General features: G+C 46.8%; 18 protein-coding genes. All 18 read left to right on the forward strand.

What is annotated here, in order from left to right; genetic code table 11:
• Positions 1-82: 82 nt before the first annotated feature.
• The 18 genes from topA (at position 83) to nusA (ending at position 22802) form a co-directional block, all read left to right on the forward strand.
• Positions 83-2158, forward strand: a complete 2076-nt coding sequence (topA, locus tag KFV11_RS04710; protein WP_254250587.1) for a type I DNA topoisomerase — start codon at positions 83-85, stop codon at positions 2156-2158.
• Positions 2159-2410: 252 nt separating this feature from the next.
• On the forward strand, positions 2411-3712 hold the full coding sequence (trmFO, locus tag KFV11_RS04715) for an FADH(2)-oxidizing methylenetetrahydrofolate--tRNA-(uracil(54)-C(5))-methyltransferase TrmFO (RefSeq protein ID WP_254250473.1): 1302 nt from the start codon (positions 2411-2413) through the stop codon (positions 3710-3712).
• A 58-nt stretch (positions 3713-3770) separates the two neighbouring features.
• On the forward strand, positions 3771-4643 hold the full coding sequence (xerA, locus tag KFV11_RS04720) for a site-specific tyrosine recombinase/integron integrase (RefSeq protein ID WP_254250474.1): 873 nt from the start codon (positions 3771-3773) through the stop codon (positions 4641-4643).
• Positions 4644-4663: 20 nt separating this feature from the next.
• Positions 4664-5194 carry an ATP-dependent protease subunit HslV gene (gene hslV, locus KFV11_RS04725; RefSeq protein WP_149459775.1) on the forward strand — a complete coding sequence of 177 codons (531 nt, stop codon included), beginning with the start codon at positions 4664-4666 and terminating at the stop codon, positions 5192-5194.
• Positions 5195-5203: 9 nt separating this feature from the next.
• Complete coding sequence (hslU, locus tag KFV11_RS04730) at positions 5204-6586, forward strand: ATP-dependent protease ATPase subunit HslU (protein ID WP_246143156.1); 1383 nt, start codon at positions 5204-5206, stop codon at positions 6584-6586.
• 14 nt (positions 6587-6600) lie between these two features.
• Positions 6601-7374: a GTP-sensing pleiotropic transcriptional regulator CodY gene (gene codY, locus KFV11_RS04735; protein ID WP_149459737.1), complete on the forward strand. Its 774-nt coding sequence runs from the start codon at positions 6601-6603 to the stop codon at positions 7372-7374.
• A gap of 238 nt (positions 7375-7612) precedes the next feature.
• The gene (gene rpsB / locus KFV11_RS04740) at positions 7613-8389 is read left to right on the forward strand and encodes a 30S ribosomal protein S2 (RefSeq protein ID WP_149459738.1); all 777 of its coding nucleotides are present in this window, start codon (positions 7613-7615) and stop codon (positions 8387-8389) included.
• Between the two features lie 136 nt (positions 8390-8525).
• Entirely contained in the window at positions 8526-9410 is an 885-nt protein-coding gene (tsf, locus tag KFV11_RS04745; protein WP_149459739.1) for a translation elongation factor Ts, read from the forward strand.
• A gap of 165 nt (positions 9411-9575) precedes the next feature.
• Entirely contained in the window at positions 9576-10295 is a 720-nt protein-coding gene (gene pyrH, locus KFV11_RS04750; protein WP_149459740.1) for a UMP kinase, read from the forward strand.
• 16 nt (positions 10296-10311) lie between these two features.
• Positions 10312-10869 carry a ribosome recycling factor gene (gene frr / locus KFV11_RS04755; protein WP_149459741.1) on the forward strand — a complete coding sequence of 186 codons (558 nt, stop codon included), beginning with the start codon at positions 10312-10314 and terminating at the stop codon, positions 10867-10869.
• Positions 10870-11041: 172 nt separating this feature from the next.
• Positions 11042-11788: an undecaprenyl pyrophosphate synthase gene (gene uppS / locus KFV11_RS04760; RefSeq protein ID WP_149459742.1), complete on the forward strand. Its 747-nt coding sequence runs from the start codon at positions 11042-11044 to the stop codon at positions 11786-11788.
• A gap of 11 nt (positions 11789-11799) precedes the next feature.
• Complete coding sequence (locus KFV11_RS04765) at positions 11800-12591, forward strand: phosphatidate cytidylyltransferase (protein ID WP_149459743.1); 792 nt, start codon at positions 11800-11802, stop codon at positions 12589-12591.
• 8 nt (positions 12592-12599) lie between these two features.
• The gene (gene dxr, locus KFV11_RS04770; protein ID WP_254250475.1) at positions 12600-13730 is read left to right on the forward strand and encodes a 1-deoxy-D-xylulose-5-phosphate reductoisomerase; all 1131 of its coding nucleotides are present in this window, start codon (positions 12600-12602) and stop codon (positions 13728-13730) included.
• Between the two features lie 3 nt (positions 13731-13733).
• Complete coding sequence (gene rseP / locus KFV11_RS04775) at positions 13734-15017, forward strand: RIP metalloprotease RseP (protein ID WP_254250476.1); 1284 nt, start codon at positions 13734-13736, stop codon at positions 15015-15017.
• An 18-nt stretch (positions 15018-15035) separates the two neighbouring features.
• Positions 15036-16739: a proline--tRNA ligase gene (locus KFV11_RS04780; RefSeq protein ID WP_149459746.1), complete on the forward strand. Its 1704-nt coding sequence runs from the start codon at positions 15036-15038 to the stop codon at positions 16737-16739.
• Positions 16740-16817: 78 nt separating this feature from the next.
• Complete coding sequence (locus KFV11_RS04785) at positions 16818-21122, forward strand: PolC-type DNA polymerase III (RefSeq protein WP_281290605.1); 4305 nt, start codon at positions 16818-16820, stop codon at positions 21120-21122.
• Between the two features lie 134 nt (positions 21123-21256).
• Positions 21257-21724: a ribosome maturation factor RimP gene (gene rimP / locus KFV11_RS04790; RefSeq protein ID WP_149459747.1), complete on the forward strand. Its 468-nt coding sequence runs from the start codon at positions 21257-21259 to the stop codon at positions 21722-21724.
• 16 nt (positions 21725-21740) lie between these two features.
• Positions 21741-22802, forward strand: a complete 1062-nt coding sequence (nusA, locus tag KFV11_RS04795) for a transcription termination factor NusA (RefSeq protein WP_254250477.1) — start codon at positions 21741-21743, stop codon at positions 22800-22802.
• The last annotated feature ends 6 nt before the right edge of the window (positions 22803-22808 follow it).

A 22808-nucleotide genomic window follows, 5' to 3' on the forward strand; every position in this document is an offset into this window, starting at 1 on the left:
TAAAGATTTTATAATTGACAACTATTTAGCGCTACCGTTATCATTTACACTTGAATACGAAATAGTAAGAAATGAAGGGGAGATACAATTGGCAGAGAATCTTGTCATTGTTGAATCGCCTGCAAAAGCAAAAACCATTGAAAAATATTTAGGAAAAAAATATAAGGTTATCGCCTCCATGGGACATGTGCGGGATTTACCGCGCAGTCAGATGGGAATCGACGTTGATAACGATTTTGAGCCGAGATATATTACAATTCGTGGTAAAGGGCCTGTTGTTCAGGAACTGAAAAAACATGCGAAGAAAGCAAAGCATGTCTTCCTGGCAAGTGACCCGGACCGCGAAGGTGAAGCGATTGCCTGGCATTTGGCACATTTACTGGATATTGATGAAAACGCAAAGTCACGTGTAGTGTTCAATGAAATTACGAAAGATGCGGTGAAGGAGAGCTTTAAATCACCGCGCGCCATTCAGCATGAGCTGGTCGATGCACAACAGGCAAGACGTGCACTTGACCGTCTCGTCGGTTATAACATCTCACCCGTGTTATGGAAGAAAGTCAAAAAAGGTCTGTCAGCCGGCCGCGTGCAGTCAGTGGCGCTTAAACTGATCATCGACCGCGAAGAAGAAATCAATGCCTTCAAGCCGGAAGAGTACTGGACAATCGATGGGCTGTTTGAACATCAGGGCGTCACGTTCAAAGCGAAATTCCTGCATGAGAACAACAAACCGACGAAACTAAGAAGCGAGCAGGACGTTAAAGCGATTGTGAAGCAGTTATCCTCTGATTTATTTGATGTGACAGATGTGTCAAAAAAAGAGAAGCTCAGAAACCCCGCCAATCCTTTTACGACTTCCAGTCTACAGCAGGAAGCAGCACGTAAGCTGAACTTCAAGGCCCGCAAGACGATGATGCTTGCACAGCAGCTGTACGAAGGGATCGACCTGAAGAAGCAGGGGACAGTCGGTCTGATCACTTACATGAGAACGGACTCGACCCGTATTTCTGAGACGGCAAAAACAGAAGCGGCAGGATACATTAAAGACCACTTCGGTGAGCAGTATTTATCGAAACGCAAGGCAGCAGGACAGAAAGCGGGTGCGCAGGATGCCCACGAGGCAATCCGGCCGACATCAGCACTGCGCACGCCGAATGATATGAAAGCTTACTTATCAAGAGACCAGTTAAGACTGTATAAACTTATCTGGGAACGTTTCATGGCAAGTCAGATGGCCGCAGCGGTCATCGATACTGTGGCAGTCGACTTAGTGCAGGGACCGATCAAGTTCCGGGCGAACGGTCAGACGATCAAGTTCAAAGGGTTCATGAGCGTCTACGTCGAAGGTCAGGATGACACGGAGGACGAGGGCGAGAACAGGCTGCCTGAACTTGCTGTCGGAGACCGGGTCAAAGCGACGAACATTGACGAAAACCAGCACTTTACACAGCCGCCGCCGCGCTATACGGAAGCACGGCTTGTCAAAACGCTTGAAGAAAAAGGGATCGGCCGGCCGTCGACCTACGCACCGACGATTGACACGATCACAAAACGTAATTACGTCAAGATTGACCAGAAGAAGTTTTATCCGACAGAGCTTGGGCTGATCGTCAACGAATCAGTCAAGGAATACTTCCCTGAAATTGTTGAAGTGGACTTCACGGCGAACATGGAGGCACTGCTTGACCGCGTGGCGAACGGCGAGATCACCTGGAAGAAAGTCATCGAGACATTCTACGGGGACTTCAAACTACATGTCGAACGCGCTGAAGAAGAGATGGAGAAAATTGAGATTAAAGATGAGCCGGCTGGTGAAGACTGTGAGAAATGCGGTTCGCCGATGGTCATCAAGATGGGCCGCTACGGTAAATTCATGGCCTGCTCGAACTTTCCGGACTGCCGTAACACGAAAGCCATCGTTAAGTCGATCGGTGTTCCTTGTCCAAAATGTGATGACGGAGAAGTCGTGGAACGTAAGTCGAAGAAGAACAGAATCTTCTACGGCTGTACTAACTTCCCGGAATGTGATTATATTTCCTGGGATAAACCGGTTGCGCGGAAATGTCCGAAATGTGAGACACAGCTCGTGGAACGTAAAAAAGGCAAGACTATGCAGGTCGCCTGTCCTTCTTGCGAATACGAGGAAAAAGCACAATAAATACACCCTCCGGAAGAATATTTCTCTGGAGGGTGTTTTACTGCTGTTCTATGACACAGCATGAGTTTCTTCCATTAATATTAGTCGGCTGTTATAGGGCGGCGGATCATGACAGCTTCTGATTGTATATATGGACAATATTATGGACAGGTGAACAATTCGGATTACGAACAGTTCGGCTTGATAATATTTAATGGTTTATTTAATAGTCAGAATATATTACAATCATTGAGGATACAAGGAGGAATTACTATGACTACGATTAATGTTATTGGTGCAGGACTTGCTGGTTCTGAAGCTGCCTATCAGCTGGCGAAGCGCGGCATCAAGGTGAACTTATATGAAATGCGTCCGGTGAAACAGACGCCTGCTCACCATACAGATAAATTTGCAGAGCTTGTCTGCTCAAACTCTTTACGAGGAAATGCTCTGACTAACGGTGTCGGTGTACTGAAAGAAGAGATGCGCCGTCTTGATTCGCTGATCATGAAGGCAGCTGACAGCGCAAGCGTCCCTGCGGGCGGTGCCTTGGCAGTAGACCGCCATGAATTCAGCGGCTATATTACGGATACGCTGAAAAATCACGAGAACATTACAGTGATTAACGAGGAAATCAATGAAGTGCCGGCAGGTCCGACGATTATCGCAACAGGCCCGCTGACGACTGAGCAGTTATCAAAGAGCATTCAGGAGCTGACCGGTCAAAGTCATCTGTACTTTTATGACGCAGCAGCACCGATCGTCGAGAAAGAATCCATCGACATGGACAAAGTATATTTGAAATCCCGCTATGATAAAGGAGAAGCGGCTTACTTGAACTGCCCGATGACAGAAGAGGAGTTCGACCGCTTCTATGAGGCGCTGACGACTGCTGAAGTCGTGTCGTTGAAAGACTTCGAAAAAGAGATTTATTTTGAAGGCTGTATGCCGTTTGAAGAGATGGCCCGCCGCGGCAAGAAGACATTGTTATTCGGCCCGATGAAGCCGGTCGGTCTGGAAGATCCGAAAACCGGGAAGCGGCCTTATGCTGTTGTCCAGCTGCGTCAGGATGATGCGGCCGGAACGTTATATAATATTGTCGGCTTCCAGACACACTTAAAGTGGGGCGCCCAAAAAGAAGTGCTGCGTCTCATTCCGGGTCTGGAAAATGTCGATATCGTCAGATACGGTGTTATGCACCGCAATACATTCATTAACTCACCGACCAACCTGGAGCAGACGTACCAGTTCAAAGGTAAAGAAGATTTGTTCCTGGCAGGTCAGATGACAGGCGTTGAGGGTTATGTGGAAAGTGCAGCAAGCGGTCTTATTGCTGGCATTAACGCCAGCAAGTTACTGTCCGGTGTAACGCCGATCACATTCCCTGAGAAAACCATGATTGGTGCCATGGCGTATTACATCACACATACAAGCAGTAAGAATTTCCAGCCGATGAATGCGAACTTCGGATTACTGCCACCCCTGGAGAAGAGAATCAAAGACAAAAAAGAACGTTATGAGGCACTCGCTGCACGTGCGCTTGACACTTTAGAACAGTTTAAAGTGACATTATAGTTATTAGTGTTAAAGAAATTTGAATTGTGATACAATTCAGATAACTGGAGGGGTCGTCGTGCAAAGTCAGATTAACGCGTTCATCGCATACTTGAAGAACGAAAAAAATTTTTCTAGCCACACGCTCACCGCATATAACAATGATGTGCGATCTTTTATAGACTATTTAAACCGTGAAGGGCTGAATATTGAAACATTCAGCTATCAAAATGCCCGGGGTTATTTAGTCTATTTATATGACCAAAAACTGACGCGTTCGTCAGTATCGCGGAAAATATCCAGTTTGAAGACATTCTACCGGTTTATACAGCTTGATAAAGACGCCGTGAATCCATTTGATGCACTCGTTCATCCGAAGAAAGAACAGTATTTGCCGGCATTTTTCTATGAAGAAGAAATGGCTCAGCTGTTTGCGGAAATCGATCAGGGCAAACCACTGCATAAGCGTGACCAGCTGATACTTGAGCTGCTCTATGCGACGGGTGCACGGGTCTCTGAATTGGTGAACCTGAAACTTCAGGACATTGATGAGGAGATGATGGTCATCAAATTACTCGGAAAAGGGAATAAGGAGCGGATTGTCCCGTTTGGCAGCTTCGCACTGAAAAGTCTGCGTAACTATTTCCCGGTAAGGCAGCAGTATGCGCATGATCATGACTATCTGCTTATCAACAGCCGCGGTGAGCCGCTGACGGCACGCGGTGTCCGCTATATTCTTGACCAGGTCATCATGCGGGCAGGCAATGTTTCTGAGATACATCCCCATAAGCTGCGCCATACATTTGCGACGCACCTGCTCAATGAAGGTGCAGACCTCAGGACGGTGCAGGACTTACTGGGACACGTCAACTTATCGACGACCGGCCGTTATACGCATGTAACAAAGGAACATCTGAGACAGACGTATTTAAATGCACATCCTCGTGCATAAAGGAGAGATTACAATTGGCAATGCATGCAACAACGATATTTGCAGTCAGACATAATGGTCACTCTGCCATGAGTGGCGACGGACAGGTGACGCTCGGCGAACAGGTCATCATGAAAGCGACGGCTAAAAAAGTCAGACGATTATTTGACGATCAGGTCGTCGCGGGATTTGCCGGCAGCGTCGCCGATGCATTCACATTGTTTGAAAAATTTGAAGCGAAGCTCTATGAATATAATGGCAACTTGTCTCGTGCAGCAGTGGAGCTTGCCAAAGAGTGGCGCGGCGATAAAATGCTCCGTCAGCTGGAAGCGATGCTGCTTGTCATGAATGACAGTGAACTGCTCCTGGTAAGCGGTACAGGTGAAGTCATTCAGCCGGATGACGACATCATGGCGATCGGCTCAGGCGGCAACTACGCGCTCAGTGCCGGCCGTGCACTCAAAAAACACGCGCCGCATCTGTCGGCAAAAGAAATTGCACAAGCAAGTCTTGAGACGGCAGCTGATATTTGTGTCTTTACCAATCACAATATTATTGTGGAAGAATTATAAGGAGGCATCATGAACATTCAGATGAAGATGACGCCAAAAGAAATAGTCAATGAACTGAATCAGCATATTGTCGGTCAGGCAGAAGCAAAGAAAAAAGTAGCAATCAGTCTGCGCAACCGCTACCGACGGTCACTTCTCGATGAGCAGCTGCAGCAGGAAATCATTCCGAAGAACATGCTCATGATCGGTCCGACGGGTGTCGGCAAGACGGAAATCGCACGGCGGATCGCAAAATTCGTCGGTGCACCCTTTGTTAAAGTCGAAGCGACTAAATATACGGAAGTCGGTTATGTCGGACGCGACGTTGAAAGTATGATCCGTGATTTAGTCGAGAACGGTGTCCGGCTCGTCAAAGAGGAGAAGAAGAAAGAAGTGCTGGGTGAAGCGGAAAAACAGGCCGAAGAACGACTGGTCAAACTGCTTGTACCGGCCATGAAGAAGAAGCAGGCACAGAGCAATCCTTTGGAGTCACTGTTCGGCGGTCAGTTCCCGGGCTTCGGTGAGCAGAGCGATGATGAGGAAGTGACAGAAGAAATCAGTTCGAAGCGCCGTGATATCCGGACTAAGCTTGCAGCACAGCAGCTGGAAAATGAAGAAATCGTCATCAAAGTGGAGCAGGAGCAGCAGGCATTCGGCATACCGGGCATGGAGAACAACATGCAGGACATGCTGAGCCAGATGATGCCGAAGAAGAAAGTGGAGCGCCGTCTGACGGTCGCAAAAGCTCGTCCGATTCTTATTGACGAGGAAGCATCAAAGCTGATCGACCAGGAAACGGTGAATCAGGAAGCGGTACAGCTGACTGAGCAGATGGGGATTGTCTTCATCGATGAAATCGATAAAATCGCAGGCTCCTCAAACAGCGGACCAGACGTCTCCCGCCAGGGCGTGCAGCGCGACATTCTACCGATTGTGGAAGGCAGTGTCATCCAGACGAAATACGGGGCAGTGAACACGGCGCATATTTTGTTTATCGGTGCCGGTGCGTTCCACGTCGCTAAACCGAGCGACCTTATCCCTGAGCTGCAGGGACGTTTCCCGATCAGAGTGGAGCTCGATAAACTGTCCGTCGAAGACTTCGAGAAAATTCTGCGGGAACCGCGTCTGTCACTCTTGAAGCAGTATGAAAGTCTGCTGGCAACGGAAGATGTGACGATCAGCTTCACAGACGATGCCATTAAGCGCCTCGCTGAAATTGCTTATGAAGTCAATCAGGAGACGGACAACATCGGGGCAAGACGTCTGCATACAATCCTCGAGAAAATGCTGGAAGACTTATTGTTTGAAGCATCCGAAATGCCGAATGCCCATGTCGATATTACAAAGCAGTATGTTGAATTGAAGCTTGGTTCAATAGCAAAAAATAAAAGTTTAAGTGAATTTATTTTATAAAAAGGAGAATCAAGATGGATTTATTAACGAGAACACGTGAAATCAACACATTATTGCAGGAGCATGAAGGGCTCGCTGTCGACTTCAAGGATATGGCTGACCATCTCGGTAAAACGATGCAGTCCAACGTCTTTATTGTCTCAAGAAGAGGGAGAATATTAGGGTTTGGCGTCAACGAACTGCTGAAGAACGAACGGATCATCAAAATGCTGGAAGAGCGTCAAATCCCTAAAGAGTATACAGACTTATTATCTGAAGTCGAACAGACGGAATCCAATATCCCGCTGTCTAATCATCTGACCGTCTTCCCGCCGGAAAGTGAAGAGCTGTTCAAAGAAAGTCAGACGACGATTATCCCGATTAAAGGCGGTGGTGACCGTCTTGGGACATTAGTGCTCGGCCGTGTCGACAATCACTTTGATGATAACGATCTTGTTCTCGGTGAATATGCAGCGACTGTCGTGGGTATGGAGATCTTGAGAGAGAAGCATACAGAAGTCGAACAGATTGCCCGCGACAGAGCAGCGATTACGATGGCCATCAGTTCATTGTCTTATTCAGAGAAAGAAGCAATCGAACATATCTTTGAAGAGCTGAATGCTTCAGAAGGTCTGCTGGTCGCTTCTAAAGTAGCTGACCGCGTCGGTATCACACGTTCAGTCATCGTCAATGCACTGCGTAAACTGGAAAGTGCAGGCGTCATTGAATCGCGTTCGTTAGGTATGAAAGGGACGTTCATCAAGATCAAGAAAGAGCAGTTTTTAGAAGAATTGGCGAACAGCCACTAATCATATGAACGAATTGTCCAGCAGCGGGCAGTTCGTTTTTTGTGTGATGGCAGCAGTGCGGAAAGATAACGCACTGCAGACGGAATTTTTCTTGTCTTAATCCATGAAATATGGTATATTAATAAACGGCTTGTAAAAAGCTAATTCACACATTGCAGATAAGTATTTTGATGGGTGCAGCACAGCTGTTGTCAAAATTGCCTGTAATGGCGGAATAAACCACTAGGAGGAAAATAAAATGGCAGTTATCTCAATGAAACAATTGTTAGAAGCTGGTGTTCACTTCGGTCATCAGACACGTCGCTGGAACCCAAAAATGAAGAAATACATTTTCACTGAAAGAAATGGTATCTACATCATCGACCTTCAAAAAACAGTGAAGAAAGTTGAAGAAGCATACAACTTCATGAAATCTGTTGCTGAAGAAGGCGGTACTGTCTTATTCGTCGGTACTAAAAAACAAGCACAGGAATCAGTTAAAGAAGAAGCTGAACGTTCAGGTCAGTTCTACATCAACCAGCGCTGGTTAGGTGGAACTTTAACAAACTACAAAACAATCAACAAACGTGTTAAACGTATTGCTGAAATCGAAAAAATGGAAGCAGACGGCACTTTCGACGTTCTTCCTAAAAAAGAAGTCGTAGAACTTAAAAAAGAATATGATCGTCTGATCAAATTCTTAGGCGGTATCCGCGACATGAAATCTATGCCATCAGCAATCTTCGTTGTTGACCCGCGTAAAGAGCGCAACGCAATCGCTGAAGCGAAAAAATTACACATTCCAATCGTCGGTATCGTTGATACAAACTGTGATCCAGATGAAATCGACTACGTCATCCCTGCCAACGACGATGCGATTCGTGCCGTTAAATTATTAACTGGTAAAATGGCTGACGCTATTTTAGAAGCAAAACAAGGCGTTTCTAACGAAGAAGTGGCTGCAGAGCAGAACATCGATTTAACAGAAGCTCCAGCTGCTGAAGCAACAGAAGCTGCAGAAACAACTGAAGCTTAATTATAGCAAACCAGGTGATAAGTTGAATGTCTTATCACCTTTTTTAAAAGAAATTAAGTAAATTTTTCGCCTTTTATCATGCAATTTAGTATGATGAAACTGTGAGCACATAACTATTATCTGGAGGAATTTATTCATGGCTATCTCAGCACAATTAGTTAAACAATTACGTGAAAGAACTGGCGCAGGTATGATGGACTGCAAAAAGGCATTGACTGAAACAAACGGTGACATCGATGCTGCAGTAGATTACTTACGTGAAAAAGGTATCGCGAAAGCAGCTAAAAAAGCAGACCGTATTGCAGCAGAAGGTACAACTTATGTGGCATCTAACGGTAACGATGCGGTTCTTCTTGAATTAAACTCTGAAACAGACTTCGTTGCTCGTAATGAAGGTTTCCAGGCATTGGTTAAAGAAATGGCGGATCACATTCTTGCTGTTAAACCAGCAGATGTTGATGAATTACTGACTTCTGAAATGGCTGAAGGCAAAACAGTTGAAAACAAAATTAACGAAGCGATTTCTACAATCGGTGAAAAATTAACATTACGTCGTTTCGTACTGGCGACTAAAACAGATGCAGATGCATTCGGTGAGTACTTACACATGGGCGGCCGTATTGGTGTGCTTGCAGTCGTTGAAAATACAACAGACGCTGCAGCTGCTAAAGACGTAGCAATGCATATCGCTGCATTAAACCCTAAATTCGTTTCTCGTGAACAAGTATCTGCTGAAGAGTTAGAGCATGAAAAAGAAATTCTTAAACAGCAGGCATTAAACGAAGGAAAACCTGAAAATATCGTTGAGAAAATGGTTGAAGGTCGTCTTCGTAAATACCTTGAAGAAATTTGTGCGGTCGATCAGCCGTTCGTTAAAAACCCTGATCAGACAGTGGCAGAGTTCTTGAAATCTAAAGGTGGCACATTAAAATCATTCGTCCGCTTTGAAGTCGGAGAAGGTATCGAAAAACGCTCTGATAACTTTGCTGATGAAGTAATGGGTCAGATCAAAGGTAACTAATAATTAAGGACACGATACGTCGTGTCCCTTTTTTTACATCGTTTTTGAGCGGACTAAGAAACCCTTTAACTTTTGAAGTGATTATTGATATAATACATATAGTTTTGTGCGCTTCTTTCATCAGCAAAGAGGTAGAAAATATAAATTCTGAAAGGGCGATAACACTTGGAAACTTCCAAATATAAACGCGTTGTATTAAAACTGAGCGGAGAAGCATTAGCAGGAGAAGCAGGCTTCGGAATTAATCCGGTCATCATTAAAAATATTGCCAAGCAGGTCGCTGAAGTTGCACAGATGGACTGTGAAATAGCAGTCATCGTCGGCGGCGGGAATATCTGGCGCGGTAAAACCGGCAGCGACCTCGGTATGGACCGCGGGACAGCTGACTACATGGGCATGCTTGCGACAGTCATGAACTCACTGGCATTACAGGACAGTCTGGAGCAGCTCGACTGTGATACCCGCGTACTGACTTCGATCGCGATGCAGCAGGTCGCTGAGCCGTATATCCGAAGACGTGCCATCCGCCACCTGGAAAAGGGCCGCGTTGTTATTTTCGCTGCAGGTATCGGCAACCCTTACTTCTCAACAGATACAACAGCTGCACTACGTGCCGCTGAAATGGAAGCGGATGTTATTCTGATGGGCAAAAATAATGTGGACGGCGTATATTCTGCTGACCCGAAACTTGATCCTACTGCAAAAAAATATGAATCATTGACTTATATCCAAATGCTGCAGGAAGGCCTGCAGGTCATGGACTCTACAGCAAGCTCGTTCTGTATGGACAACGATATCCCGCTCGTGGTATTCTCAATTATGGAAGAAGGTAACATTAAACGTGCTGTAAAAGGCGAAGTTATCGGAACGACGATCACTAAGTAATGATAGGAGAATTATAATGACGACAGCAATTATTAATGAAGCAAAAGACAAGATGTCAAAAAGTATCGACAGCTTAACACGTGAATTTGCCGGCATCCGTGCAGGCAATGCCAGTGCCAATTTACTGGACCGTGTGACAGTGAACTACTACGGAGCGGATACACCTGTGCAGCAGTTAGCAGGGATCTCTGTGCCGGAAGCAAGAATGCTCGTAGTATCTCCATATGACAAAACATCTATCAATGATATCTTAAAGGCTATCAACCAGGCGAACCTTGGACTGAACCCGACATCAGACGGCAATGTCATCCGTATCACAGTGCCTGCACTGACAGAAGAACGCCGTAAAGATCTCGTGAAAGATGCGAAGAAAGAAGCAGAGAACGCGAAAGTCGCTATCCGTAATATCCGTCGTGATGCCAACGATGCACTGAAGAAAGCGGAAAAATCAGGCGAACTGACTGAAGACGATTTAAAGAGCTTCACAGACGACGTTCAAAACTTGACGAATGATTACATCAAGAAAATTGATTCACTGACAGACAGTAAAGAAAAAGATATTATGGCTGTCTAACAGCCAAGTTCATGAAGTTGAGACATCAAGCGGTTTCTTTGGAGACGATTCAAAGAAGCGCTGCCCGTCTCAGCTTCTTTTTTATGAATGATGTGCATTAATAAAATTAACGACTTCAATTATGGGTTATGATAGAATAAAGAAATAGTATTATGAATAGTTGGAGGAACGTATGTTTAATTTATTCAAGAAAAGTTCTTCGTTAGAAAAAACCGTTCATCAACCTGTACCTGAACATATTGCGATTATTATGGACGGCAACGGCCGCTGGGCGAAACAGCGGAAAATGCCGCGTGTTACAGGTCATTACGAAGGGATGCAGACGGTTAAACGCATTACAAGACATGCGAGTAAAATCGGAGTCAAGTATTTAACGCTCTATGCTTTTTCCACTGAAAACTGGACTCGTCCTGAAGATGAAGTGAATTTCTTGATGAAGCTGCCGGGCGACTTCCTGTCATCGTTCCTGCCTGAGCTGATCGAACAGAACGTCAAAGTTGAATCCATCGGTTTCATTGACCAGCTGCCGGCACATACGAAGGCTGCACTTACTGAAGTGAAGGACAAGACAAAGGACAACTCTGGTCTTAAGCTGATTTTCGCGATGAATTACGGCGGCCGGAAAGAGATCGTCTCAGCAGTACAGCGGATTGCTGAAGAATATAAGGATAATAACCTGAAACTCAGCGAGATTGATGAAGAGCTGTTCAGCAGCTATTTATTCACAAAACATTTTCCTGATCCCGACCTGTTAATCAGAACATCAGGAGAAGAAAGACTCAGCAACTTCCTGATCTGGCAGACGTCATACAGTGAATTTGTATTTGAAGATAAGTTCTGGCCGGACTTCGCGGAAGCGGATTTCGATCATGCCATCACCATCTATAATAACCGTCAACGTCGATTTGGGGGACTTTAAGGAGTACATTTATGAAAACTAGAACAATCACAGCCATTATTGCTATGGCTATTTTTCTGCCGATTGTCATTTACGGGGGCTGGCCCGTATTAATCCTTGCCTATTTGCTGGCCGCTGTAGCACTGAAAGAAGTGCTGAACATGAAGCATATCAAACTTTATTCACTGCCTGGTGTCATCAGCTTGATTGCACTCTGTCTGATCATGTCACCGCAGCGCAGTGAACTGGTCGAGATGCGCTATCAAGTGCCATTTCTCATCATTATGAGTCTTGTACTGCTGAGTTACACGGTCGTCTCAAAGAACAGATTCACCTTTGTCGATGCGGCATTCTGTATGCTCGCCGTCGCCTATGTCGGTATCGGCTTCATGTATTTCTATGAGACGAGAAACAGTGCCGGCCTGCACTTTCTGTTATTCGCGCTGCTCATTGTCTGGCTGACGGATACAGGCGCCTATATATTCGGCCGCCTGTTCGGCAGACGGAAACTGTGGCCTGAAATCAGCCCGAACAAAACAATCGAGGGATTTGTCGGCGGCATATTGAGCAGTACGATCGTTGCGATTATTTTCAGCATTTATTATGATATGCCGCTCAGTCTGTTCCCGCTGCTCATTGTCACTTGGCTGCTCAGCATGTTCGGTCAACTGGGCGATTTAGTGGAATCAGCGCTTAAGCGTCACTTTGATGTCAAAGATTCAGGAACATTGCTGCCGGGACACGGTGGTATTTTAGACCGCTTTGACAGCTTTATTTTTGTGCTGCCACTGATGAATATTTTATTAATCAACTTTCAAGGTTAGGTGAAGACATGAAAAATATTGGAATACTTGGTGCCAGTGGTTCAGTCGGGATGCAGGGACTTGATGTCATACGAGAGCATTCAGACTGCTACCGGCTTGTCAGTTTCTCTGTCGGCAGAAGTCTTGATCAAGCGAGAGCGATCATTGAAGAGTTTCAGCCGGAGCTCGTCTGCGTGCAGAATGCGGAAGATGCCGCTCAGCTTGCTGACTATAACATTAAAGTAGTGTCAGGGGACGCGGGACTTCTCGACGTCGCAGGCTATGAACAAAATGATATGCTGCTGAACGCTATTTTAGGAAGCGTCGGTCTGAAGCCGACGCTGCATGCCATCGAGCAGGGTATTGACATCGCGCTTGCCAACAAGGAGACACTTGTTGTGGCCGGTGAACTTGTGATGGCGGCAGCAAGACGACATAACGTTAAAATCCTGCCGGTGGATTCAGAGCATTCAGCGATTTACCAGTGCCTGAACGGTGAGGATGAGAAGACGATTGAGCGGCTGATCATCACAGCGAGCGGCGGCTCGTTCAGAGACTTATCAAGAGACGCGCTTGAACATGTGACGCTTGAAGATGCACTCAATCATCCGAACTGGTCGATGGGAAGAAAAATCACGATTGATTCTGCGACGATGATGAATAAAGGACTTGAAGTGATAGAAGCGAAATGGCTGTTTGATGTACCTGTTGACCATATTGATACAGTGCTTCATAAGGAAAGTATTATTCATTCTATGGTAGAATTCAATGATACTAGTGTCATCGCACAACTCGGAACACCGGACATGCGTATGCCGATTCAATACGCCTTCAGTTATCCAGAGCGGCTGCCGCGGCAGGCGGAACGGCTCGACCTTGCAGCAATCGGGCAGCTGAACTTCAAGCCGATGGACCTCGAGCGCTTCAGATGTCTGAAATTTGCCTACGATGCAATCCACATCGGCGGGACGATGCCGGTTGTCATGAATGCGGTCAATGAAGCAGCTGTTGCTAAATTTTTAAACGGTGAGATCAGCTTCCTTGATATTGAGCGGCTGATTGAACGCGAAATGAAGGCGCATGACGTCATACTCAATCCTGACCTTGAGACGATACTAGAAATCGATGCTGACTATAAGTCACGTCACTATGAGGTGTAAGCTATGTTAGGAATGCTGTCGTTTATTATTGTCTTCGGAGTCCTGGTCACAGTGCATGAATTCGGCCATTTATATTTTGCGAAACGCGCAGGTATCATGTGTCCGGAATTTGCGATCGGGATGGGTCCGAAGCTCTTCTCTTATAAGAAAGATGAAACATTGTATACCATCCGTCTGCTGCCGGTCGGCGGCTATGTCATGATGGCGGGCAGCGGAATGGAGCAGAATCCTGTGACAGCAGGCATGACCGTCAGTATTAAGAAAAATGAGCAGAACGAAGTCACGCATATTATTTTAGATGACCAGCATCAGTTCAGACAGATTGAACAGCTGGAAGCCGTGGACAGTGATTTCGAAGACCAGCTGTTTATTAAAGGGATTGACCAGTATACGAATGAAGAAGTCACTTACCCGATCGCTGATGAAGCTTATTTTGTCCGTGAAGGGGACTTGATACAAATCGCGCCGCGTGACCGTCAGTTCAAAAACAAGAAGCCGTGGCCGAAGTTTCTGACATTGTTTGCAGGGCCGCTCTTTAACTTCCTGCTCGCGCTCGTGTTGTTCATCGGTTACTTCTATGTGACAGGCACACCGACTGATAAGGCGGTCATCGGAGATATTCTGCAGGACAGCCCGGCCGATAAAGCAGGACTTGTCACGAAGGACAGAGTTGTCAGTATAGATGGCAATTCTATCTCCAAATGGGAGGACATGACGTCTTACTTCAACAGTAATGACATCAAAACCCATCACATCATTATCGAACGTGACGGCAGAGAACTGAAGAAAGAGATAAAACCTGTGAAGGCGACGCTGCAGGATGGCTCAAAACAAGTGAAGCGGGCAGTTATCGGTGTCAATCCGCTGTTCACACATGATAATCTGTTAGATCCTTTGATCTACGGCGTGAAAACAACGTTTAAGACAGGGCTGATGATTTTCAGTCTTGTCGGTGCGCTGTTCACCAGTATTTTCACGGGGACATTCTCATTTGATATGTTGAACGGACCTGTCGGTATATACAAAAACACCGAAAAAATTGCATCGCTTGGTATTCTGCCGCTCGTCTACTTTACCGCATCATTATCAGTGAATCTCGGCATCATGAACCTGCTGCCGATTCCGGCACTCGATGGCGGACGAATTTTATTTGTGCTTTATGAAGCGATTTTCAGACGTCCGGTCAACAAAAAGGCTGAGATTGCTATTATCTCGCTTGGCGCCGTGTTCCTGTTCTTCGTTATGATCATGGTGACATGGAATGATATTCAGCGTTATTTCTTTTAAAACAAGGAGGATTATTTAATGAAGCAGTCAAAAATGTTTATTCCGACATTAAGGGAAGTACCGAATGATGCGGATTCAAAAAGTCATCAGCTGCTGCTGAAAGCAGGGATGATCAAACAGATTGCCAGTGGTATTTACAGCTATCTGCCGATCTCTAAACGTGTACTGAATAAGATTGAAGCGATTGTCCGTGAGGAAATGGAAGCAATCGACGGGATTGAAATTTTAATGCCGGCGCTGCAGCCGTCAGAACTTTGGCAGGAAAGCGGTCGCTGGCCGAGCTACGGTGCGGAGCTGATGCGTATGACTGACCGTCACGGCCGTGAGTTTGCGCTCGGTCCGACACATGAAGAGATCATCACTTCTCTTGTACGTGATGAACTGAAGTCCTACAAAAAGCTTCCTGTGACACTGTTCCAGATTCAAAATAAATTCAGGGATGAAAAACGGCCGAGATTCGGTCTGCTCCGCGGCCGTGAGTTTATTATGAAAGATGCCTACAGTTTCCATGCCTCTGAAGAATCGCTCGATGCGACTTATCAGGATATGTACCGCGCTTACTCCAATATTTTCTCACGGGTGAACTTGAAATTCCGTCCGGTGATCGCAGACAGCGGTGCAATCGGCGGCAGTCATACACATGAGTTCATGGCGCTTGCTGAGATCGGTGAAGATACGATCGCCTATACAGACGGCAGCGACTATGCAGCAAACATTGAGAAAGCTGAAGTCGTCTATACGCCTGATGTCCAGCATACAGAAGAGCAGCCGCTTGAAAAGATCCATACGCCGGGTGTCAAAACAGCGCAGCAGCTTGCTGATCTGCTCGGCAGACGATTAGACGAAATTGTGAAGTCAATGATCGTGAAAGTCGATGACCGTTTCGTCATGTTCCTGCTCCGCGGCCATCATGAGCTGAACGATGTCAAAGTGAAGTCTTATTTCGGCACAGAATATGTGGAACTGGCAACAGAAGCTGAAATTGAAGGGATCATGAACGCGAAGCCGGGTTCACTTGGACCGGTCGGTGTCGATAAGATAGAGATCTATGCGGACTATTCAGTGCAGGATATCAACAATCTTGCAGTCGGTGCCAATGAGACGGAGTACCATTACATCAATGCGAACTTAAACAGAGATTTCACAGTGACCGCGTTCGGTGATTTCCGGTTTATCACAGAAGGTGAACCCGCGGCAGACGGCAGCGGCCCGGTGAAATTTGCTGAAGGGATTGAAGTCGGTCAGGTGTTTAAGCTCGGCACGAAGTATTCTGAAGCGATGAAAGCGACGTTCCTTGACGAGCAGGGAAAAGCACGTCCGATGATTATGGGCTGCTACGGTATCGGGGTATCCCGCACATTATCTGCAGTCATTGAACAGCATCACGATGATAACGGTATCATCTGGCCGAAGTCTATTACACCATTTGACTTGCATATCATCTCAGTCAATCCGAAGCAGGAGGCGCAGCGCCAGCTTGCTGACGAACTGTATGCCACCTTCAGTAAAGACTACGAAGTATTATATGATGACCGGACAGAACGTGCCGGCGTTAAATTCAATGATGCAGATTTAATTGGTGTGCCGCTGCGCATCTTAGTCGGCAAAAACGCAGCAGACGGCATTGTTGAAGTGAAAGTAAGAAAGACCGGCGAATCATTTGATGTGAACATCGGCGAACTGAAAGCCGAAATCGATTCGTTATATGATACGCTTGACTAGAAAATTTGATATAATGAGTGAAGCAAAAAGTAATACGCATCAGCGTGTTACTTTTTATTTTGAGAAGGTGGTTCTGGCGTGGCAGATAAATACGAAAAATTTAAGATACTATTGACGCAGCTGAAAATGACGAATGTCTTTCCGGATGATATAGCAGCGGGAAGCTCACTTGAGCGGCTTGATATTTCACAGAAAGATAGAAAGTGGCATTTTTATATTACGAGTCCAGTCATACTGCCGAGCGATCTCTACTTCCAGCTCTGCAATGAACTGAAGACCGCATTCAGTCATATTGCAGCAGTCACTGTGTCCATCAAGGCGCTCGACCAGTCGGATATGACAGAGAAACTGTCCGGATACCTGCATCACTGCATCGACCAGACAGCAATCAGCCCGAGCCTGAAAGTCCAGCTGAAAAATAAGAAATATCACTTCTCAGGTTCGGTGCTGAAATTCCAGGTTCATAATGAAGTGGAAGAGAAACACCTCGAGAAGGCGTGCAACGGCTCACTGCTGGAGGCATTCAAACAGGCCGGTTTCGCACTTGATAAGATTGTCTTTGAAATCTCTGAGGAAGAGCATGTGAAGGAACTGGAGTCGCTGGAGGCACATATTCAGGAGGAGGACACGACGAGCGCCCTGGAAGCACGCGTCCGTGTCGCTGAAATGCAGCGGCAGCGGGCAGAAGACGACAGTGATGAAGTGAGCGTGTGTGCGATCGGCAAAGAAATCAACGTCGAGACGATTCGTCCGATTTCATCGATTATTGAAGAGGAGTTCAAAGCAGCCATCGAAGGAGTGATCTTTGATGTCGAGATCAAGGAGCTGAAAAGCGGCCGTCATATTGTCCAGCTGAAGATTACGGATTATACGGATTCCTTGACGCTCAAAATGTTCACCCGTAAAGGCAAGAATGACCTGGAACATTTCAATGCGCTGAAACCCGGCAAATGGGTGCGGGCACAGGGACGGATTGAGGAAGATACATTTATCCGCGACCTTGTGATGATGCTGAACGACATTCATGAGATCAAGAAATCCCCTAAGACAGATAAGTCAGAGGAAAAACGTGTTGAATTCCATCTGCATTCCAGCATGAGTCAGATGGACGGCATTACGCATATCGGTAAATACGTCGAGCAGGCGGCACAGTGGGGGCATAAGGCCATTGCAGTGACGGACCATAACGTCGTGCAGGCGTATCCTGATGCGCATGCCGCTGCTGAGAAGAACGGCATTAAGATGATCTATGGCCTTGAAGGGATGCTCGTTGATGACGGGGTGCCGATCACGTATCATCCGACTGATAGAGTGCTGAAAGACAGCACTTACGTCGTCTTTGACGTCGAGACGACCGGCTTAAGTTCACAGTATGACAAAATCATCGAGCTTGCAGCCGTTAAAGTGAAGGACGGAGAGATCATCGATAAGTTTGAGCGGTTCAGTAACCCGGGTGAACGGCTGAACGAGACGATCAAACGGCTGACCGGAATTACAGATGATATGCTGGTCGGTGCACCGCCGATTGAAGACGTGCTGCCTGAGTTTAAAGACTGGGCGGGCGACGCCATTTATGTCGCACATAATGCAAGCTTTGACATGGGTTTCATTGACACAGGATATGAACGTTTAAATCTCGGCGCGAGTACAAACGGGGTCATCGATACGCTGGAACTGTCCCGGACGATCAACACGGAGATGGGTAAGCATGGTCTGAATTTCCTCGCGAAGAAGTACGGGGTCGAACTGACCCAGCATCACCGCGCCATCTATGACGCGGAGACAACCGCCCATATTTTCGTCAAGATGCTGAAGCAGATGGAGCAGCTCGGCGTCACTAATCATCTCGATATCGATAAGAAGTTGTCTAATCAGGATGCCTATAAGCGGGCTCGTCCTGTGCATGTGACACTGATTGTGCAGAACCAGACCGGACTGAAAAATCTGTTCAAAATCGTCAGTGAATCACTCGTCAGCTATTTCTACCGGACGCCGCGTATTCCGCGTTCCTTGCTCAATGCCAACCGGGAAGGACTGCTGGTCGGCAGCGCCTGTGATAACGGTGAAGTATTTACGGCCGTCATGAACAAAGATCAGGCTGAAGTGGAAAAAATTGCGGACTTCTATGACTTCATAGAAGTCCAGCCGAAAGCGCTCTATCAGCACTTATTGGCACGTGACTTAATCCGTGACAACAAGACACTGGAAGAGATTTATCAGCGGATCATCGCAGTCGGTGAGAAACTGAATAAGCCGGTGCTCGCGACAGGCAATGTCCATTACTTATATGAGCATGACAAAATTGCCCGTGAAATTCTCATCGCCTCAATGCCCGGCAACCCGCTCAATAAAAGCGGCTTCCCGGATGCGCATTTCAGGACGACAGATGAGATGATGGATGACTTCATGTTCCTCGGTGAGGAGAAAGCGCGTGAAATTGTCATCACTAATACGAACCTGCTTGCAGACCGTATTGAGCGTGTCGTACCGATCCGCGATGAACTGTATACACCATCGATTGAAGGCGCGAATGAAGAAATACGGGAGATGTCCTATGAACATGCGCGCAAGCTTTACGGAGAAGAACTGCCGGACATCGTCACCGCACGGCTTGAGAAGGAGCTTGCAAGTATTATCGGCAACGGCTTCGCGGTCATCTACTTAATTTCGCAGAAGCTCGTGAAACGCTCTCTAGACGATGGCTATCTCGTCGGCTCACGGGGTTCGGTCGGTTCAAGCTTTGTTGCGACGATGACAGAGATCACGGAAGTGAATCCGCTGCCGCCGCATTACATCTGTCCGCAGTGTAAGGCCAGTCATTTCTTTGATGACGGTTCTGTCTCAAGTGGCTTTGACTTACCTGATAAATCGTGTGACGTCTGTCATGTGCCGTTCATCAAAGAAGGGCAGGATATACCGTTTGAGACGTTTCTCGGCTTCAAAGGGGACAAAGTGCCGGATATCGACTTGAACTTCAGTGGTGAGTATCAGCCGAAAGCTCATAACTATACGAAGGAGCTGTTCGGTGAGGACAAAGTGTTCCGTGCCGGCACGATCGGTACGGTGGCAGAGAAGACGGCATTCGGCTACGTCAAAGGTTATCTGAACGACAACAGCATGCATAAGCGCGGTGCCGAAGTCGACCGCCTTGTTAAGGCGTGTACTGGCGTCAAACGGACGACAGGTCAGCATCCGGGCGGCATCATCGTTGTCCCTGAGCATATGGATATTTATGATTTCACACCGATCCAGTATCCTGCGGACGATCAGAACTCTGCCTGGAAGACGACGCACTTTGACTTCCATTCCATCCATGATAACTTGCTGAAGCTGGATATACTCGGACACGATGACCCGACGATGATCCGCATGCTGCAGGACTTATCAGGCATTGACCCGAAAACGATACCGGTGGATGATAAAGAGACGATGAAGATCTTCTCAAGTCCCCGAAGTCTCGGTGTGACAGAAGAAGATATTCTATGCAAGACCGGTACGTTCGGTGTCCCTGAGTTCGGTACCGGCTTCGTCCGGCAGATGCTGGAAGACACGAAGCCGAGCACTTTCTCTGAACTTGTGCAGATCTCAGGGCTGTCTCACGGGACGGATGTCTGGCTCGGTAACGCGCAGGAACTCATACGCACGGGTACATGTGACTTGTCAGGGGTTATCGGCTGCCGGGATGACATCATGGTGTACTTGATGTACGCGGGTCTTGAGCCGTCGCTTGCCTTCAAGATCATGGAGTCCGTGCGTAAAGGTAAAGGACTGTCAGAAGAGTTTGAAGAAGCGATGCGTGAGAACAATGTGCCTGAATGGTATCTTGAGTCATGCAAGAAGATTAAATACATGTTCCCGAAAGCCCATGCGGCAGCTTATGTGCTGATGGCGGTAAGAATTGCCTACTTCAAAGTACATCATCCGCTGTACTACTATGCGAGCTACTTCACGGTCCGGGCGTCTGACTTTGATTTATTGACGATGACGAAGGACAAGCATACGCTGAAAGCAGCAGTAAAAGATTACTACAGCCGCTTCCACGACCTTGCGAAAAAAGAAAAAGACGTGCTGACCGTGCTTGAGCTTGCGAACGAAATGGCGCAGCGCGGCTTCAGAATGCAGCCGGTGTCACTGGAGAAGAGTGCGGCCTTTGACTTCATCATTGAAGGAGACACGCTGATTCCGCCGTTCATCGCAGTGCCGGGTCTCGGTGAGAACGTGGCCCGGAGAATCGTCGCAGCGCGTGAGGAAGGGCCGTTTCTGTCGAAAGAAGAGCTGAACAAAAAAGCAGGTGTCTCCCAGAAAATCATCGATTACTTGACGGAGCTCGGCACATTGAATAACATGCCGGATAAAGCGCAGCTGAGTATCTTTGATCTGTAGCAGAGATAAATTTCACACCGTATTTGTTCGATGCGTCTGTTTATGTTATAATAGTTATGCTTAAAGAAAATACTCTACGACGGAAAGAGTGGGATATCCCGCTCTTTTCTTCTTGTATCATGAAGGAGGACTATATGAGCAAAATCACAGAACGTGTAGAGGAAATTGTCAGCCCGATTGTCGCTGACCTTGGCTTTGAACTCGTTGATGTCGAATATGTGAAAGAAGGACCTGATTATTACTTGCGCATTGCGATTGATAAGGCAGGCGGCATCGATATTTCAGACTGTGCACTTGCCAGTGAAAAGATCAGCGAAGTGATGGACAAAGAAGACCCGATTAAAGAGGCTTATTTCATGGATGTATCGTCACCGGGTGCTGAAAGACCTCTGAAAAAGGAAAAAGACTATGAAGCAGCGGTCGGTCATCCCATCTACGTGAAACTCTATGAAGAAATCAACGGTGACAAGGAATGGCTCGGCGAATTACTCAGCTATGATGAGGAAGTCATTAAAATGTCTGTAAGAATCAAGACAAGAACAAAAGAAATTGAACTGCCGAGAAAGAAAATCGCAAAAATCAGACGTGCAGTCATTTTTTAGTGATGGAGGAACTAAAGTGAAAAATAATGAATTATTAAATGCAATTGATTTCCTTGAGAAAGAAAAAAGCATTCCACGTGAAGTATTGATTGAAACAATTGAAGCGGCATTGATCACAGCCTACAAGAAAAACTACAACTCTGCTAACAACGTCCGGGTGGAACTGAACATGGACAACGGGACATATGCGGTTTATTCACGTAAAGATGTTGTAGAAGAAGTGGAAAACCCACGGGAACAAGTTTCTCTTGAAATGGCGCTTGAAAGCAACCCCGCTTATGAAGTCGGTGACATCTTCGAAGAGAATGTGACACCTAAAGATTTCGGCCGGGTAAGTGCCCAGGCAGCAAAGCAGGCAGTGATGCAGCGTCTCCGTGATGCAGAACGCGGCATCCTATATAATGAGTTCATCGATAAAGAAGATGACATCATGACCGGTGTCATCGACCGTGTGGATCACCGTTATGTCTATGTGACGTTAGGTAAGACTGAAGCTGTGCTGTCTGATGCAGAGCGCAGCCCGAACGATGTATACCGTCCGACTGAGCGCATTAAAGTGTATGTCAACAAAGTTGAACAGACGACGAAAGGCCCGCAGATCTTTGTATCCCGCAGCCACCCGGGTCTGCTGAAACGATTATTTGAGCAGGAAGTCCCGGAAATTTTCGACGGCACAGTTGTCGTGAAATCAGTGGCACGTGAAGCGGGTGACCGCTCTAAGATCAGCGTCCACTCGGAAAATCCTGATATTGATGCAGTCGGCGCGTGTGTGGGTGCTAAAGGTGCGCGTGTCGGTACGGTCGTGGATGAACTCGGCGGCGAGAAAATTGATATCGTTGAATGGAGCGCCGATCCGAAAACGTTCGTTAAAAATGCGCTCAGCCCATCACAAGTGGTAGATGTGCTCATTAATGAAGAGAATCAATCAACGACGGTCATCGTACCGGATTATCAGTTGTCTCTTGCCATCGGTAAAAAAGGTCAGAACGCACGTCTTGCGGCAAAACTGACCGGTTGGAAAATTGATATTAAAAGTGAGACTGACGCTAAAGAAGCGGGTATCTATCCAGTAGAATAAGGGGGA

This window comes from Macrococcus equipercicus, from assembly GCF_024205945.1.
Taxonomy (GTDB): Bacteria; Bacillota; Bacilli; order Staphylococcales; family Staphylococcaceae; genus Macrococcus; species Macrococcus equipercicus.

What these genes read in the sequence shown, in the direction of transcription:
- tsf (WP_149459739.1), top strand. Translation starts at nt 8,526, where the DNA reads ATGGCTATCTCAGCACAATTAGTTAAACAATTACGTGAAAGAACTGGC.
- codY (WP_149459737.1), top strand. Translation starts at nt 6,601, where the DNA reads ATGGATTTATTAACGAGAACACGTGAAATCAACACATTATTGCAGGAG.
- rimP (WP_149459747.1), top strand. Translation starts at nt 21,257, where the DNA reads ATGAGCAAAATCACAGAACGTGTAGAGGAAATTGTCAGCCCGATTGTC.
- rseP (WP_254250476.1), top strand. Translation starts at nt 13,734, where the DNA reads ATGTTAGGAATGCTGTCGTTTATTATTGTCTTCGGAGTCCTGGTCACA.
- dxr (WP_254250475.1), top strand. Translation starts at nt 12,600, where the DNA reads ATGAAAAATATTGGAATACTTGGTGCCAGTGGTTCAGTCGGGATGCAG.
- frr (WP_149459741.1), top strand. Translation starts at nt 10,312, where the DNA reads ATGACGACAGCAATTATTAATGAAGCAAAAGACAAGATGTCAAAAAGT.
- hslV (WP_149459775.1), top strand. Translation starts at nt 4,664, where the DNA reads ATGCATGCAACAACGATATTTGCAGTCAGACATAATGGTCACTCTGCC.
- KFV11_RS04765 (WP_149459743.1), top strand. Translation starts at nt 11,800, where the DNA reads ATGAAAACTAGAACAATCACAGCCATTATTGCTATGGCTATTTTTCTG.
- KFV11_RS04780 (WP_149459746.1), top strand. Translation starts at nt 15,036, where the DNA reads ATGAAGCAGTCAAAAATGTTTATTCCGACATTAAGGGAAGTACCGAAT.
- rpsB (WP_149459738.1), top strand. Translation starts at nt 7,613, where the DNA reads ATGGCAGTTATCTCAATGAAACAATTGTTAGAAGCTGGTGTTCACTTC.
- hslU (WP_246143156.1), top strand. Translation starts at nt 5,204, where the DNA reads ATGAACATTCAGATGAAGATGACGCCAAAAGAAATAGTCAATGAACTG.
- trmFO (WP_254250473.1), top strand. Translation starts at nt 2,411, where the DNA reads ATGACTACGATTAATGTTATTGGTGCAGGACTTGCTGGTTCTGAAGCT.
- uppS (WP_149459742.1), top strand. Translation starts at nt 11,042, where the DNA reads ATGTTTAATTTATTCAAGAAAAGTTCTTCGTTAGAAAAAACCGTTCAT.